The organism is Lentzea xinjiangensis, from assembly GCF_900110955.1.
GTDB lineage: Bacteria > Actinomycetota > Actinomycetes > Mycobacteriales > Pseudonocardiaceae > Lentzea > Lentzea xinjiangensis.
On the sequence record NZ_FOFR01000016.1, the window covers coordinates 41,561 to 55,147 of the forward strand.

14 protein-coding genes are annotated in these 13,587 nt (G+C 71.2%); 3 read left to right on the forward strand and 11 right to left on the reverse strand.

Annotation, left to right across the window (positions count from 1 at the left end):
* The first annotated feature begins 69 nt into the window (after nucleotides 1-69).
* Entirely contained in the window at nucleotides 70-2,910 is a 2,841-nt protein-coding gene (gene acnA / locus BMW88_RS28715; RefSeq protein ID WP_245778125.1) for an aconitate hydratase AcnA, read from the forward strand.
* A gap of 164 nt (nucleotides 2,911-3,074) precedes the next feature.
* Nucleotides 3,075-3,500, forward strand: a complete 426-nt coding sequence (locus BMW88_RS28720; protein ID WP_089956312.1) for a DUF1761 domain-containing protein — start codon at nucleotides 3,075-3,077, stop codon at nucleotides 3,498-3,500.
* On the opposite strand, the gene BMW88_RS28725 is transcribed toward BMW88_RS28720, so the two are convergent.
* The 7 genes from BMW88_RS28725 to BMW88_RS28755 are packed head-to-tail and all read right to left on the reverse strand — an operon-like array spanning nucleotide 3,497 to nucleotide 8,497.
* Entirely contained in the window at nucleotides 3,497-3,925 is a 429-nt protein-coding gene (locus BMW88_RS28725) for a PH domain-containing protein (protein ID WP_089956316.1), read from the reverse strand. The two genes, BMW88_RS28720 and BMW88_RS28725, sit on opposite strands and share 4 nt — an antisense overlap.
* Nucleotides 3,922-4,422 (reverse strand): 6,7-dimethyl-8-ribityllumazine synthase, encoded by a 501-nt coding sequence (ribH, locus tag BMW88_RS28730; protein ID WP_089956320.1) that lies wholly within the window; start codon nucleotides 4,420-4,422, stop codon nucleotides 3,922-3,924. Before ribH ends, BMW88_RS28725 begins: the two co-directional genes overlap by 4 nt.
* Nucleotides 4,419-5,681 carry a bifunctional 3,4-dihydroxy-2-butanone-4-phosphate synthase/GTP cyclohydrolase II gene (locus BMW88_RS28735; RefSeq protein WP_089956322.1) on the reverse strand — a complete coding sequence of 421 codons (1,263 nt, stop codon included), beginning with the start codon at nucleotides 5,679-5,681 and terminating at the stop codon, nucleotides 4,419-4,421. Before BMW88_RS28735 ends, ribH begins: the two co-directional genes overlap by 4 nt.
* A complete protein-coding gene (locus BMW88_RS28740) occupies nucleotides 5,678-6,298 on the reverse strand; it encodes a riboflavin synthase (protein WP_089956324.1) in 621 nt (206 codons plus the stop codon). The genes BMW88_RS28735 and BMW88_RS28740 overlap by 4 nt, the downstream gene beginning before the upstream one ends.
* Before the next feature lie 8 nt (nucleotides 6,299-6,306).
* Nucleotides 6,307-7,290 carry a bifunctional diaminohydroxyphosphoribosylaminopyrimidine deaminase/5-amino-6-(5-phosphoribosylamino)uracil reductase RibD gene (gene ribD, locus BMW88_RS28745; RefSeq protein WP_089956731.1) on the reverse strand — a complete coding sequence of 328 codons (984 nt, stop codon included), beginning with the start codon at nucleotides 7,288-7,290 and terminating at the stop codon, nucleotides 6,307-6,309.
* Between the two features lie 14 nt (nucleotides 7,291-7,304).
* Complete coding sequence (gene rpe / locus BMW88_RS28750) at nucleotides 7,305-7,970, reverse strand: ribulose-phosphate 3-epimerase (protein WP_089956729.1); 666 nt, start codon at nucleotides 7,968-7,970, stop codon at nucleotides 7,305-7,307.
* A 26-nt stretch (nucleotides 7,971-7,996) separates the two neighbouring features.
* Nucleotides 7,997-8,497 (reverse strand): flavoprotein, encoded by a 501-nt coding sequence (locus BMW88_RS28755; RefSeq protein WP_089956326.1) that lies wholly within the window; start codon nucleotides 8,495-8,497, stop codon nucleotides 7,997-7,999.
* 88 nt (nucleotides 8,498-8,585) lie between these two features.
* Here BMW88_RS28755 and BMW88_RS28760 point away from each other — a divergent pair, with 88 nt between their 5' ends.
* Nucleotides 8,586-9,581, forward strand: a complete 996-nt coding sequence (locus BMW88_RS28760) for a hypothetical protein (protein ID WP_089956328.1) — start codon at nucleotides 8,586-8,588, stop codon at nucleotides 9,579-9,581.
* Nucleotides 9,582-9,680: 99 nt separating this feature from the next.
* Here BMW88_RS28760 and BMW88_RS28765 read toward each other — a convergent pair whose 3' ends face one another.
* From BMW88_RS28765 to BMW88_RS42200, 4 genes are all read right to left on the reverse strand, one after another.
* On the reverse strand, nucleotides 9,681-11,150 hold the full coding sequence (locus BMW88_RS28765) for an RsmB/NOP family class I SAM-dependent RNA methyltransferase (RefSeq protein ID WP_089956329.1): 1,470 nt from the start codon (nucleotides 11,148-11,150) through the stop codon (nucleotides 9,681-9,683).
* 613 nt (nucleotides 11,151-11,763) lie between these two features.
* A complete protein-coding gene (gene fmt / locus BMW88_RS28770) occupies nucleotides 11,764-12,690 on the reverse strand; it encodes a methionyl-tRNA formyltransferase (RefSeq protein ID WP_089956332.1) in 927 nt (308 codons plus the stop codon).
* Between the two features lie 2 nt (nucleotides 12,691-12,692).
* Nucleotides 12,693-13,241, reverse strand: coding sequence for a peptide deformylase (def, locus tag BMW88_RS28775; protein ID WP_089956335.1), 549 nt, complete (start codon nucleotides 13,239-13,241; stop codon nucleotides 12,693-12,695).
* A gap of 47 nt (nucleotides 13,242-13,288) precedes the next feature.
* A complete protein-coding gene (locus BMW88_RS42200) occupies nucleotides 13,289-13,438 on the reverse strand; it encodes a hypothetical protein (protein WP_177221426.1) in 150 nt (49 codons plus the stop codon).
* Between the last annotated feature and the right edge of the window lie 149 nt (nucleotides 13,439-13,587).

Below are 13,587 nucleotides of genomic sequence, written 5' to 3' on the forward strand. Positions count from 1 at the left end.
CGACCGCTTGAGGAAGACTCTCCCCATACCCGAACTGACCACTGCGCTGTCACCAGTATGGAGTTGCACGTGACTCAGCCAGCTACGCCCGCGCCCGCCGGCGCCGGAGGCACTAGCCTGGACAGCTTCGGCGCCCGCGGCACGCTCAACGTCGGCGACGCCTCGTACGAGGTGTTCCGGCTGAGCGCCGTGGAGGGCGCCGAGCGTCTTCCGTTCAGCCTGAAGATCCTGCTGGAGAACCTGCTGCGGACCGAGGACGGCGCGAACATCACCGCCGACCACGTGCGCGCTCTCGCCGCCTGGGACCCCACCGCGGAGCCCAACACCGAGATCCAGTTCACGCCGGCCCGCGTCGTGATGCAGGACTTCACCGGCGTGCCGTGCGTCGTCGACCTCGCGACCATGCGCGAAGCCGTCACCCAGCTCGGTGGCGACGCCGAGAAGGTGAACCCGCTCGCCCCCGCCGAGCTCGTGATCGACCACTCGGTCATCGCCGACATCTTCGGCCGCCCGGACGCGTTCGAGCTGAACGTCGACCTGGAGTACGAGCGCAACCGGGAGCGCTACCAGTTCCTGCGCTGGGGCCAGACCGCGTTCGACGAGTTCAAGGTCGTGCCGCCCGGCACCGGCATCGTGCACCAGGTCAACATCGAGCACCTGGCCCGCGTCGTCATGGTCCGCAACGGGCAGGCGTACCCGGACACCCTGGTGGGCACCGACTCGCACACCACGATGGTCAACGGCATCGGCGTGCTGGGCTGGGGCGTCGGCGGCATCGAGGCCGAGGCCGCGATGCTCGGCCAGCCGGTCTCCATGCTGATCCCGCGCGTCGTGGGCTTCAAGCTCTCCGGTGAGCTGCCCCCAGGCGCCACCGCCACCGACCTCGTGCTGACGATCACCGAGATGCTGCGCAAGCAGGGCGTCGTCGGCAAGTTCGTCGAGTTCTACGGCGAGGGCGTCGGCGCCGTGCCGCTCGCGAACCGCGCCACCATCGGCAACATGTCGCCGGAGTTCGGCTCCACGGTCGGCATCTTCCCGATCGACGGCGAGACCATCGACTACCTGCGCCTGACCGGCCGCTCCGAGGAGCAGATCGCTCTCGTCGAGGCCTACGCCAAGGAGCAGGGCCTCTGGCACGACCCGTCCCGCGAGGCCGTCTACTCCGAGACGCTGGAGCTGGACCTCGCGACGGTCGTCCCGTCCATCGCCGGCCCGAAGCGCCCGCAGGACCGCATCGAGCTGACCAACGCCAAGGCGTCGTTCCGCACCGCGCTGAAGGACTACGTCGCGCACGTCGCGGACGAGAAGTCCGACGTGGACGAGGCCGTCGAGGAGACGTTCCCCGCCTCCGACCCGATCGCCGTGCACGAGGGCGAGGACGGCAACGGCGCACCGCGCCTGCAGACCGCCGCCGAAGGCGCCGACGGCCGTCCGTCCAACCCGGTCAAGGTCTCGCTCGACGGCAACGAGTTCGAGCTGGACCACGGCGCCGTGGCGATCGCCGCGATCACGTCGTGCACCAACACCTCGAACCCGTCGGTGATGCTGGGCGCGGCGCTGCTCGCGAAGAAGGCCGTCGAGCGCGGTCTCGAGCGCAAGCCGTGGGTCAAGACGACCCTGGCGCCGGGCTCGAAGGTCGTCATGGACTACTACGAGCGCGCCGGCCTCATGCCGTACCTGGAGAAGCTCGGCTTCCACCTGGTCGGCTACGGCTGCACCACGTGCATCGGCAACTCGGGCCCGCTGCAGGACGAGATCTCCGCGGGTGTGCAGGAAGGCGACCTCGCGGTCGTCTCGGTGCTGTCCGGCAACCGCAACTTCGAGGGCCGGATCAACCCGGACATCAAGATGAACTACCTCGCCTCGCCGCCGCTCGTCGTGGCGTACGCGCTGGCCGGGTCGATGGACAAGGACATCACCACCGAGCCGCTCGGCACCGACACCGAGGGCAAGCCGGTCTACCTGAGCGAGATCTGGCCGTCGCCGCAGGAGATCGCCGAGGTCATCTCGACCTCGATCTCGCCGGAGGGCTTCACCAAGGGCTACAAGGACGTCTTCGCGGGCGACCAGCGCTGGCAGTCGCTGCCCACGCCGACCGGCAACACCTTCGAGTGGGACGCCGAGTCCACCTACGTGCGCAAGCCCCCGTACTTCGAGGGCATGGAGATGGACCCGAAGCCGGTCACCGAGATCTCGGGCGCGCGCGTCCTCGCGCTGCTCGGCGACTCGGTCACCACGGACCACATCTCCCCCGCCGGTTCGATCAAGGCCGACTCGCCCGCGGGCAAGTACCTGACCGAGCACGGCGTCGAGCGCAAGGACTTCAACTCCTACGGCTCGCGCCGCGGCAACCACGAGGTGATGATCCGCGGCACGTTCGCGAACATCCGCCTGCGCAACCTGCTCCTCGACGACGTGCAGGGTGGCTTCACCCGCAACTTCCTCGAGCCCGACGCCCCGCAGACCACCATCTACGACGCGTCGGTGGCCTACGCGGAGGCGGGTGTCCCGCTGGTCGTGCTGGCGGGCAAGGAGTACGGCTCGGGCTCGTCGCGCGACTGGGCGGCCAAGGGCACCTCGCTGCTCGGCGTCCGCGCCGTGATCGCGGAGTCCTTCGAGCGCATCCACCGCTCGAACCTGATCGGCATGGGCGTTCTGCCGCTGCAGTTCCCGCAGGGCGAGAACGCCGCGTCGCTGGGCCTCGACGGCACCGAGACGTTCGACTTCACCGGCATCACGAAGCTCAACGACGGCGAGACCCCGTCGACCGTGCACGTGGTGGCCGCGAAGGCCGACGGCTCGAAGGTCGAGTTCGACGCGGTCGTCCGCATCGACACCCCCGGTGAGGCCGACTACTACCGCAACGGCGGCATCATGCAGTACGTGCTGCGCAAGATGGTCCGCAGCTAGTCAGCAGACCGGTTCCGAAGGCCCGTCCGGACGCGTTCCGGGCGGGCCTTCGCCATGACGGCGCCACGCCCGCCCTGTTCCGCGATGTCCGGAGCCGAACCACCGGTAACACCCACCCGGTAGCCCGCGATGCCAAGTCACCCTGATCACCGCGGGAGAACCTGATGAGCCTGACCGTGCTCGGCGACCTGAACTGGTTGGCCGTTGCCGTGGCGACGATCGCCTACTTCGCGCTGGGGATGGTGTGGTACGCCGACTACGCGTTCGGCAGGGCCTGGCACCACGCGTCCGGACGGGATCTCAGCCCACCGGAGGAGACGGGCGTGCGCACCTACGCCGTCCCGCTCGCCACCTGTCTCGTCCTCACGCTCGTCACCGCGATGATCGGCGTCGCGTCGGACACCGACACCATCATGGAAGGCGTCCTGCTCGGGCTCGTCATCGGTGCCGGCATCGCGTTGCCGGTCAGGTTCGTGACGGGCGCCTACGACATGACGAAGCCCGCCCCGCTGACCTTCGCGGCCATCGGGGCGGGCTACCACGTCGTCGGGCTCACGCTCGCGGGCGCGATCCTCGGCCAGTGGACTTAACGCGCTGCCTTGTGCAGCTCGCGCAACGCGCGCACAGACGCCACGGCGTACTCGCGGTCCACGGCCTGCACGGCCATGACCGAGATGTACTCGTCCTCCGGCAGCTCCAGACGGGCCCACGCCGCACCGTCGGGGAAGCTGACCGACAGCACGTCCTTCCAGTCGTAGTGGTGCGACGTCACGACGTTGCGCACGTCGACACCCGCGGCATCGGCCGTGACGCGCGGACGGGTCAGCAGCAGGACACCGCCCGCGAGCAGGAAACCCAGGACGATCATGGCGACCTGGTCGGAGGTCCGGAAGATCACGCCGGTCGGGGTGTTGCCGAGCAGCAGGCCGACGATCGTGAACACGACGACGAGACCGACCGCGCACGCCCACGCGACGCGGCGGATCTTCCTGGGGCGGAAGACGACGGTGGTCACGACTCGAACCCCCGCTCGGTCCACGGCTGGCGCAGGCCGCGCAGCACCAGTGCGGTGTCGATCGCGGCGACGGTGGCCTCGTACCCCTTGTCCTCCACCGAGCCCGGCAGACCGGCGCGGGCCAAGGCCTGCTCCTCGGTGTCGGTGGTCAGCACGCCGTTGCCGACGGGCGTCGACTCGTCCAGGGCGACGCGGGTGAGCCCGGCCGTCACCGAGTCGCACACGTACTCGAAGTGCGGCGTGCCACCGCGGATCACCACGCCGAGCGCGACCACCGCGTCGTGGTGGCGCGCGAGCTCCTGCACCACCACGGGGAGCTCGATCGCGCCCGCGACGCGCACGACGGTCGTGTCGGCGCAGCCCGCGTCCCGCGCGGCCTGCAAGGCGCGCTCGACGAGCTGGTCGGTGATCTTGGTGTGCCAGCGCGTCGCCGCGATCGCGACGCTCAGGCCCTTGCCGTCGAGCACGGTCTGCTCGGGGCGGCCCTCGCCACTCATTCCTGGTCCTCCGTAGCGGAAACAACGGCCTCGTACTGCTCGAGCTGGTGCAGCTCGTGGCCCATCCGGTCGCGCTTGGTGCGCAGGTACCGCAGGTTCTCCGGGTTCGGGGAGACCGGCAGCGGCACCCGGTCGAGCACGCGCAGACCGTATCCGGCCTCCAGACCGACGCGCTTGGCCGGGTTGTTCGTCAGCAGCCGCATGGACTTGATACCGAGCTCGACGAGGATCTGCGCGCCCGTGCCGTAGTCGCGGGCGTCGGCGGGCAGGCCCTGCACCAGGTTCGCGTCCACGGTGTCCGCGCCCTGGTCCTGCAGCTGGTAGGCCTGGAGCTTGTGCATCAGGCCGATGCCGCGGCCCTCGTGCCCGCGCATGTACAGCACGACGCCGCGTCCTTGGGCCGCAACGGCTTCCAGCGCCGCGTCCAACTGCGGGCCGCAGTCGCAGCGCAGCGAGCCGAAGACGTCGCCGGTGAGGCACTCGGAGTGCACGCGCACCAGCACGTCCTCGCCGTCGCCGAGCTCGCCGTACACCAGCGCGACGTGCTCGATGCCGTCGAGCAGGCTGTCGTAGCCGACGGCGGTGAACACGCCGTGCGCCGTGGGGATGCGGGCCTCCGCGACCCGTTCGACCTGGGTCTCGACCCGGCGGCGGTACGCGATCAGGTCGGCGATCGTGATCAGCGCGAGGTCGTGGTCGGCCGCGAACACCTCGAGCTCGTCGCGGCGGGCCATGTCCTCCTCGACCTTCTGCGACACGATCTCGCAGAGCACGCCGGCGGGCGACAGGCCCGCGAGACGCGCGAGGTCGACGGAGGCCTCGGTGTGGCCGGGGCGGCGCAGCACGCCACCGTCCCTGGCGCGCAACGGGACCACGTGGCCGGGGCGGTTGAAGTCGGTGGCCTTCGCGGTCGGGTCGGCCAGCAACCGGATCGTGCGGGCCCGGTCGGCCGCCGAGATGCCCGTGCTGACGCCCTCGCGCGCGTCCACGGTGACCGTGTACGCGGTGCCGCGCTGGTCCTGGTTCGTGTGGTACATCGGCGGCAGGTCGAGGCGGTCGCAGTCGGAGTCCGTCAGCGCCACGCAGACGTACCCGGACGTGTAGCGGACCATGAACGCGAGCAGCTCCGGCGTCGCCTTCTCGGCGGCGAAGATCAGGTCGCCCTCGTTCTCGCGGTCCTCGTCGTCCACGACGACCACGGGCCGCCCGGCGGCGATGTCCCTGACCGCCCGCTCGATGTCGGCGAACTCGGTGCTCACTGGGCCTCCTCGCCCGCGATGGCCCGCAGGTGCGGGATCGCCAGTCGTTCGACGTACTTCGCCAGCACGTCGACCTCCAGGTTCACCACGGCGCCCGGCGTGCGGTGCCCGAGCGTGGTGAGGTCGAGCGTGGTCGGGATCAGGCTCACGGTGAACTGGTCCTCGGACACGGAGACGACGGTCAGCGACACGCCGTCGACGGTGATCGAGCCCTTCTCCACGACGTAGCGGGCGAGCTGCGGCGGCAGTCCGATGTGGACGACCTCCCAGTGCTCGGCCTTCTCCCGCGCGAGCACCGTGCCCGTGCCGTCGACGTGGCCCTGCACGATGTGCCCGCCCAGGCGCTGGCCGACCGCGGCCGCGCGCTCCAGGTTGACCCGGTCGCCCGCGGTGATCTTCGCGAGGCTGCTGCGTTCCAGCGTCTCGCGCATCACGTCGGCGGTGAAGGTGCCGTTCTCCACCTCCACGACGGTGAGGCAGACGCCGTTCACCGCGATGGAGTCACCGTGCTTCGCATCGCTGGTCACGATCGGCCCGGCGACGCGGATCCGTGCCGCGTCGGGCAGGTCCTGCGTCGCGACCACGTGGCCGAGTTCCTCGACGATCCCGGTGAACACCGTTCCTCCTAAGTTTGCGGAACCGCGCTGATCCGCAAGTCCGGTCCGCTCATGGTGACGTCTTCCACGGTCAGCCGGACAGCGTCCGTGATGGTTGACACGCCCGCGTCCAGCACCGCCGCGGGACCGTCCCCGAGCAGCGCCGGCGCGACGTAGGCGAGCACGCGGTCGATCCTCCCGGCGCGCAGGAACGCGCCGGCCACGGTGGCACCGCCCTCGAGCAGCACGTCCACCACGCCCCGGTCCGCCAGCGCGGCGAGCACCTCGTCCGGGTCGTGCGTGCGCAGGTGTAGCGCAGTGCGCCGGAGCTTCGCTCCAGCCGGCAGGTCGCTCATCCCCACGACCACGGGCAACGGCTGGCGGGCCAGCGGCATTCCACCGGCGTCCCTGGCCGTCAGCGCGGGGTCGTCCGCGCGGACCGTGTTCGTGCCGACGATGATCGCGTCCAGCTTCGCGCGCAGGTCGTGGACCTCCTTGCGGGAGGTCTCCGAGCTGATCCACCGGCTGGTGCCGTCGCGCGCGGCGATCCGGCCGTCGAGCGAGGCCGCGTACTTCCACGTCACGTGTGGACGTCCCGTGCGCGCGTAGTGCAGCCACGCCCTGAGAGGACCACGACTGACTTCTTGTCGCAGCAGTCCGCTCTCGACGGTGATGCCGGCTTCTTCGAGAATCCGGGCGCCACCCGCGGCACTGGGGTTCGGGTCGCTCACGGCGTGAATGACGTGCTTGATGCCGGCTTCCCGCAGCGCTTCCGTGCACGGTGGCGTACGGCCGTAGTGCGCACACGGCTCAAGGGTGACCACCGCGGTGCCGCCTTGTGCCTTCGTGCCCGCTTCCTTCAACGCCATGACCTCGGCGTGGGACCCGCCGACCGGCTGCGTGCCGCCGAAGCCGACCGCTCTTCCGGCGCTGTCCAGGATCACGCACCCGACCGGCGGGTTGGGGCTCGTGGTCCCCCGCACCCGCTCGCTCTCCGCGATGGCGAGCACCATCGCGTCCTCGGGCGTCACGCGGTACCGGCTGCCCTGGCGCGGGCGGCCTGGGCGCGCAGGGCCTCGACGGCCTTGCCGGGGTCGGCGGCGTCGTAGACGGCGGACCCCGCGACGAAGCAGTCCACCCCGGCCAGCGCGGCCTGCTCGATCGTGTCGGCGTTGATGCCGCCGTCGATCTCCACGAGCAGCGTGAGGTGCCCGGTGTCGACGAGGTGGCGCGCCCGGCGCACCTTCTCCAGCACGTCGGCCATGAACTTCTGCCCGCCGAAACCGGGCTCGACCGACATGACCAGCAACGTGTCGTAGTGCTTGAGCACGTCCACGTACGGTTCGAGCGGCGTGCCCGGCTTGATGCTCAGCCCCGCCTTGCTGCCCGCGGCCCTCAGGTCCGCGGCCAGCTTCACCGGGTCGTTCGCGGCCTCGACGTGGACGGTGACGTTGTACGCGCCCGCCTCGGCGTAGCCGATCGCCCAGCGGTCCGGGTCCTCGATCATCAGGTGGCAGTCGACCGGGATGTCGGTCACCTCGAGCAGCGACTTCACCACCGGCAGGCCGAGGGTCAGGTTCGGCACGAAGTGGTTGTCCATGACGTCGACGTGGACCCAGTCCGACGTGGGCACCGCCGCGAGCTCGTCGGCGAGCCGCGCGAAGTCGGCGGACAGGATGCTGGGGGCGATCATCGGCGTCTGGACCACGAGGGTGAAGTCTAGGTGTCCAGCAGGTCGAGCAGCCTGCCGGGAGCCACCTCTGAGACCACTACGACACCCGCATCGGTGAGCGTCGTGACGTGCGTCTCCCACAGCGGATGGCGGCGCTTGTCCGCATTGGCCTGAGGCATGACGACGACCTTGCAGCTCTCGACGCCGATGGCCTCGTTCAGCGCGGTCAGCGCCTGGTTGTCACCGATGCCCAGGGCCAGCTTGGCGACCGAGTTCGCACTGGCGGGGGCGAAGATGAACGCGTCGGGCGTCGGGTAGGGCTTGGGCTGGCTCGGCAGCCGCGGCTGCCACCTGATCCTCAGGTCCGTGAGCGCCTGGAGCGCCTGGAGTTCACCGGCCTCCTCGAACCACGGGACCACGGTCGGCGTCAGCGTGATCGCGAGCCGCCAGCCCCGCCGCGCGGCGGGCTCGGCGAGCTCTGTGCGGAACCACGACTCGACACCGCCGCAACCGGAAGCGACCAATCCGAGCAACCCACGCGTTGTCACGACTGCGATGTTAGGCGGTAAAGATCTTGATCTTCCTCGGTTAACGTGCCTCACCACGGGTGTTCACCCGTGCACTGAGGGGAGCAAGATGCGCAAGTGGAACCGGTGGCTCAGTGCCACCGCGATGACGGCCGCCCTGGTGGCGGCCACCGCCCTGCCCGCGCTCGCGGAACCGCCGCAGCACAGCGCCGCCTTACCGCTGACGTCGTTCTCGGACATCGCGGTGGCCCCTGCTCAGGGGCACGTGTTCGTGAGCAGCAGGTTCGACCACGCGGTCGCCGTCACGGACCTGTCGGGCAACCTGGTCACCAAGCTGACGAACCTGCCCGGCGCCACGGGTCTGGCGCTGAGCCCGGACGGCGGCACGGTCTTCGTCGCCCTGTCGCAGGACGGCGCGATCGCCGCCCTGGACGCGCTGACGCTGATCGAGCGGGCGCGCTACCCGGTCGGCGAGGTGTGCCCGTCCGATCTGGCGATCACCAACAACCGGCTGTACTTCAGCTATGGCTGCTCCACCTGGGAGGGGGGCATCGGCCGTGTCGGCCTCAACGGCGAGGAACCCCGCACGGACCTGGCTGCCGGGCACTACAGCCCCCGGCAGCTGGCGTCATCCCCGGCCAGGCCAGGTCTGCTGGCGGCGGGCCAGCCGGGCCTGTCCCCCGCGGCGCTCCAGGTGCTGCGGGAGGCGGGCCACGGGCTGGTCGTCCAGGCGACCCGTGATGCGGGCGGCAACCTGTCCGACGTCGAGTTCTCGACGGACGGCACGCAGGTCCACGTGGCCTCTGGCGCGCCGTACCACATCCAGTCGTACACGAGCGACACCCTTGCCGTGCGCGGCAGCTACAACACCGGCCACTACCCGGTCGCGGTCGCGACGAGCGCCGACACGGGCGCTCTGGCGGCAGGCACCAGCAACACCACGTCCGTGCGCATCTACCAGGCTGGCTCCCTCACCGAGTTCCGCCCCTACGAGGTGCCGGACCCGTACTCGGCCGGCTTGGCCTGGGGTCCGGGCGGCAGCTCGGTGTACGCGGTGGGCGGCAAGTGGGCTCAGTCCACGGTGCTGCACGTGTTGCAGGCCTGATGTGAGTGGCCGGGCGAGCATCGGCCCGCCCGCCCGTCACCCGGATCGGTGAACCCGGAGGCCGTTGTGCCCCATTGCGGGCCGACGGGCCCATCACTGTCAGACCCCGTCGCTAGCGTCCTTCCCGAGCGCTCGAGCAGGGCGTCGCAGCACCGCGCAGAACATCGCATCGGTTCCGTGCAGGTGCGGCCAGAGCTGCACGTGCGGCCCCTCCCCGAGGTCCGGAACTCCGGGGAAGAGCTCGCGGGTGTCCAGCACTTCGGCCCCGGTGCGCCGGACGACGTCAGTCACGACCCCGACGGTTTCGGAGAGATGAGGTGAGCACACGACATAAGCCACCACACCGCCAGGACGCACCAGTCGCAACGCCTCGGTGAGCAGCTCGTGCTGCAGCTTCGTGAGCGTGCCGACGTCGGTGGGCTGGCGCCTCCACCGCGCCTCCGGGCGCCTGCGCAGGGCACCGAGACCGGTGCAGGGCGCGTCGACCAGCACGCGGTCGAACGCCCCTTCGACGAAGTCGGTCTCGCGGCCGTCGGCCACGTGCACGGTGACCGGCAGGCCGGAGGTGATCTTGCGCACGAGCTCGGCGCGGTGGGGTGCCTTCTCGACGGCGATCAGCTCGCCGCCTTCGAGGCCGACCAGTGCGGCCAGCAGGGCGGCCTTGCCGCCGGGGCCCGCGCAGAGGTCCAGCCAGCGGTCGTCGGTGCCCTCCAGCGGGGCGCGCGTGAGGGCCAGGGCGCAGAGCTGGCTGCCCTCGTCCTGCACGGTGGCGAGGCGTTCCCGGACGGGCTCGAGATCGCCCGGGTCGCCCGCCCCCGCCTCCAGGTGCACGCCGTAGGGCGAGTACGGCGCCACGTCACCGCCGGTCATGGCGGCGAGCTCGTCGGCGGTCACCTCGCCCGGACGTGCCACGAGGTGCACCGCCGGCCGCGCGTCGTCGGCCTCCAGGGCGAGCTTCAGCGGCTCGCCACGGCTGCCGAGGGCTTCCGCGAACGCTTGCGCGATCCAGCGCGGGTGGGCGTGGGAGAAGGCCAGGTTGCCCACCGGGTCGTTGTCCGGATCGGGCGCGAGCTCGTCGACCCACGCCGCCTCGTCCTGCTCCGCGACCCGGCGCAGGACGGCGTTGACGAAGCCCGCGATCCCGGAGCCGCGCTCGGCCCGCACGAGGTCGACGGTCGAGGCGACCGCCGCGTGCGCCGGAACCCGCGTGCGCAGCAACTGGTACGCGCCGAGGCGCAACGCGTCGAGCGCCGAGCCGTCCACTTCGGACAGCGGACGGTCCGAGCACGCCTCGATGACGGCGTCGAGCAGGCCCCGCGCCCGCGCCGTCCCGTAGGTCAGCTCGGTGGCGAGGGCGGCGTCGCGACCGGTGATGCGACGGTCGCGGAGCAGCTGCGGCAGCACGAGGTTCGCGTACGCGTCGCGCTGCCGCACCGCGCGCAGCGTCTCCAGCGCGACCAGGCGTGCCGGGTCCTCCACGGGCGGCCTGGAGGGTCCGGTGCGCCGGCGCGGCGGGTGGGGCCTGCGCGGGCGGGACGGCTTGGAAGCGCCTCGCGAGTAGTCGGTCATGCGCTGTGCTCCACTGCTTGGGACTCCACTGCTTCAGGCTTCACTGCTTCGGACTTCACTGCTTCTGGCTTTCGTGCTTCGAGCTGCGGTGCTCCGGGCTGCCGTGCTCCGGGCTGCCGTGCCTCGGGCTGACGTGCCTCGGGCTGACGTGCCTCGGGCTGCCGTGCCTCGGGCTGACGTGCCTCGGGCTGACGTGCCTCGGGCTCGCGCCGGGGGCTTACCTGCTCTGGGCTTACCTGTTCCAGGCTGTCCCACCCCGGGCTTTGTGCTCCGGGCGTTCCTACCCCAGGCGTTCCTGCGCCGGACTCTCGTGCCCTGAGCTTCCTTGCGGTGGGCTTACCTGCTTCAGGCCTTCGCGCAACAAGCTTTCCTGCCCCAGGCTTTTCTACACTGGGCTTTCCCGCTCCAGGCCTTCCAGCCCCAAACCCTCCAGCCCCAAGCCTTCCAACCCCGCGCCCTTCAGCCCCGGCGTGGAAGACGCCTGCCGGGTTCGTGCCGCCCGCCGCCCGGCTCCCCACCGGACCACGGTCGCCCACCCGAGCGGCGCGGACCGGGCCGGACCCTGCCTGCGCCCGGTCAGGCGCGGTGAGGCGTGCCCGCCTCGCAGGGCGCCTCATGCGATGCGTTCCCCTGCCTCGATGCGCACGCCGCGGGCCCAGTCGGTGGCGGCCATGCGCTTCTTGCCCTGCGCCTGGACCTCGCCGAGGGCCACGGCGGTGGTCGCCGTGCCCACGAGCACGCGCTTGCGTTCGACGAGCACCTCGCCCGCGGGCAGGGTCACGTCCGGCACGGGTGTCACCGGGCCGAGCTTGAGGCGCTCACCCCGGAACTCGGCCCACGCGCCGGGCTCCGGCGTCACGGCGCGCGCCAGGCGGTCCACCGCCACGGCGGGCGTGGTGAAGTCGAGGCGCGCGTCCTCGACGGTGATCTTCGGGGCGTAGGTGACGCCGTCGGCGGGCTGCTCGACGGCGCGCAGCGTGCCGTCCTCGATGCCGTCCACGGTGGACAGCAGGAGGTCCGCCCCGGAGACGGCCAGCCTGGCCAGCAGGTCGCCGGAGGTGTCCCGGTCGCGCACCTTCTCGGTGACGACGCCGAACACCGGGCCCGCGTCGAGCTCCTTGACGATCCGGAACGTCGAGGCGCCCGTGATGTCGTCGCCGTTGCGCACGGCGGCCTGCACCGGTGCCGCGCCGCGCCAGGCGGGGAGGACGGAGAAGTGGAGGTTGACCCAGCCGTGCCGGGGGACGTCCAGGGTGCGTTGCGGCAGCAGGTTGCCGTAGGCGACGACCGGGCAGACGTCGGGTTCCAGCGCGCGCAGGCGGTCGAGGAACTCGGGATCGCCCGCCTTGGCCGGGGTGAGGACCTCGATGCCGTGCTCGTCGGCGAGCGCCGCCACCGGGGAGCGCTCCAGCCTGCGGCCGCGGCCGGAGGGGGCGTCGGGGCGGGTGACCACGGCGACGACGTCGTGGCGCGGGGAGTCGATGAAGGCGCGCAGCGAGGGGAGTGCGACCTCGGGCGTGCCGGCGAACACGAGTCGCATGGTCAGCTGGACCTGCCGAAGAGTGGGTGCGGGCTCTGCTTCAAGGTGGGCACCGTACCGTCGAACCACTCGGCCTGCCGGATCTCCCGCATGGCCTGCTTGCGCGTCTCGGTGTCGAGGCGGTCGAGGAACAGCACCCCGTCGAGGTGGTCGGTCTCGTGCTGGATGCAGCGCGCGAGCGTCTCGGTGCCCTCGACCTCGACGGGCTCGCCGTGCATGTTCCAGCCCTTCGCCACCACGTGCAGGTGGCGCTTGCAGTCCCACGACATGCCGGGGATCGACAGGCAGCCCTCGGGGCCCTCCTGCATCTCCTCGCCGACCACGTCCCAGGTCGGGTTGACGAGATGGCCCGCGAAGCCGTCGCAGTGGTAGGTGAACACGCGCAGCCCGACGCCGAGCTGAGGCGCGGCGAGTCCCGCTCCGCCGGCGTCCTGCATCGAGTCCCACAGGTCCTTGACCAGGGTGCGCAGTTCCTTGTCGAAGTCGGTGACCTCGGCAGCGGGGGTGCGCAGCACCGGGTCGCCGAACAGGCGGATGGGTTGGACGGTCACGCAATGCTCCTCGTGGTGGGCTGGTGGCCAGTCTACGAGGAGCGCGGTCAGTGCTCGGACGCGCTGCCGAGGAAGATCACGCCCACCAGCGCCACGAGGAAGTGGCCGGTGAAGCGCAGCGCCGTCAGAACGGGCCGCAGCGCCGCGAGGACGTCGAGGTGGGCTGCCGGTGCGGGGTGAACGGTTGTCGTCGCCATGCCGTGAACTGTGCCGTTCGCGCAGGTCAACGTGCATCGGCTTGGGGTATCGGGACCACATCGGCCTGAGGTGGGACGAGCGGGCGCGGCCCTCGTCCGGAAGGTGGACACGACCCGGTCGGGAGGCTGATGCGACCGCGCGGGCGGAA

Coding starts and splice junctions, on each gene's coding strand:
- BMW88_RS28720 (WP_089956312.1), top strand. CDS start 3,075: ATGAGCCTGACCGTGCTCGGCGACCTGAACTGGTTGGCCGTTGCCGTG.
- ribH (WP_089956320.1), bottom strand. CDS start 4,422: ATGAGTGGCGAGGGCCGCCCCGAGCAGACCGTGCTCGACGGCAAGGGC.
- ribD (WP_089956731.1), bottom strand. CDS start 7,290: ATGGTGCTCGCCATCGCGGAGAGCGAGCGGGTGCGGGGGACCACGAGC.
- rpe (WP_089956729.1), bottom strand. CDS start 7,970: ATGATCGCCCCCAGCATCCTGTCCGCCGACTTCGCGCGGCTCGCCGAC.
- BMW88_RS28760 (WP_089956328.1), top strand. CDS start 8,586: ATGCGCAAGTGGAACCGGTGGCTCAGTGCCACCGCGATGACGGCCGCC.
- BMW88_RS28765 (WP_089956329.1), bottom strand. CDS start 11,150: ATGACCGACTACTCGCGAGGCGCTTCCAAGCCGTCCCGCCCGCGCAGG.
- fmt (WP_089956332.1), bottom strand. CDS start 12,690: ATGCGACTCGTGTTCGCCGGCACGCCCGAGGTCGCACTCCCCTCGCTG.
- BMW88_RS42200 (WP_177221426.1), bottom strand. CDS start 13,438: ATGGCGACGACAACCGTTCACCCCGCACCGGCAGCCCACCTCGACGTC.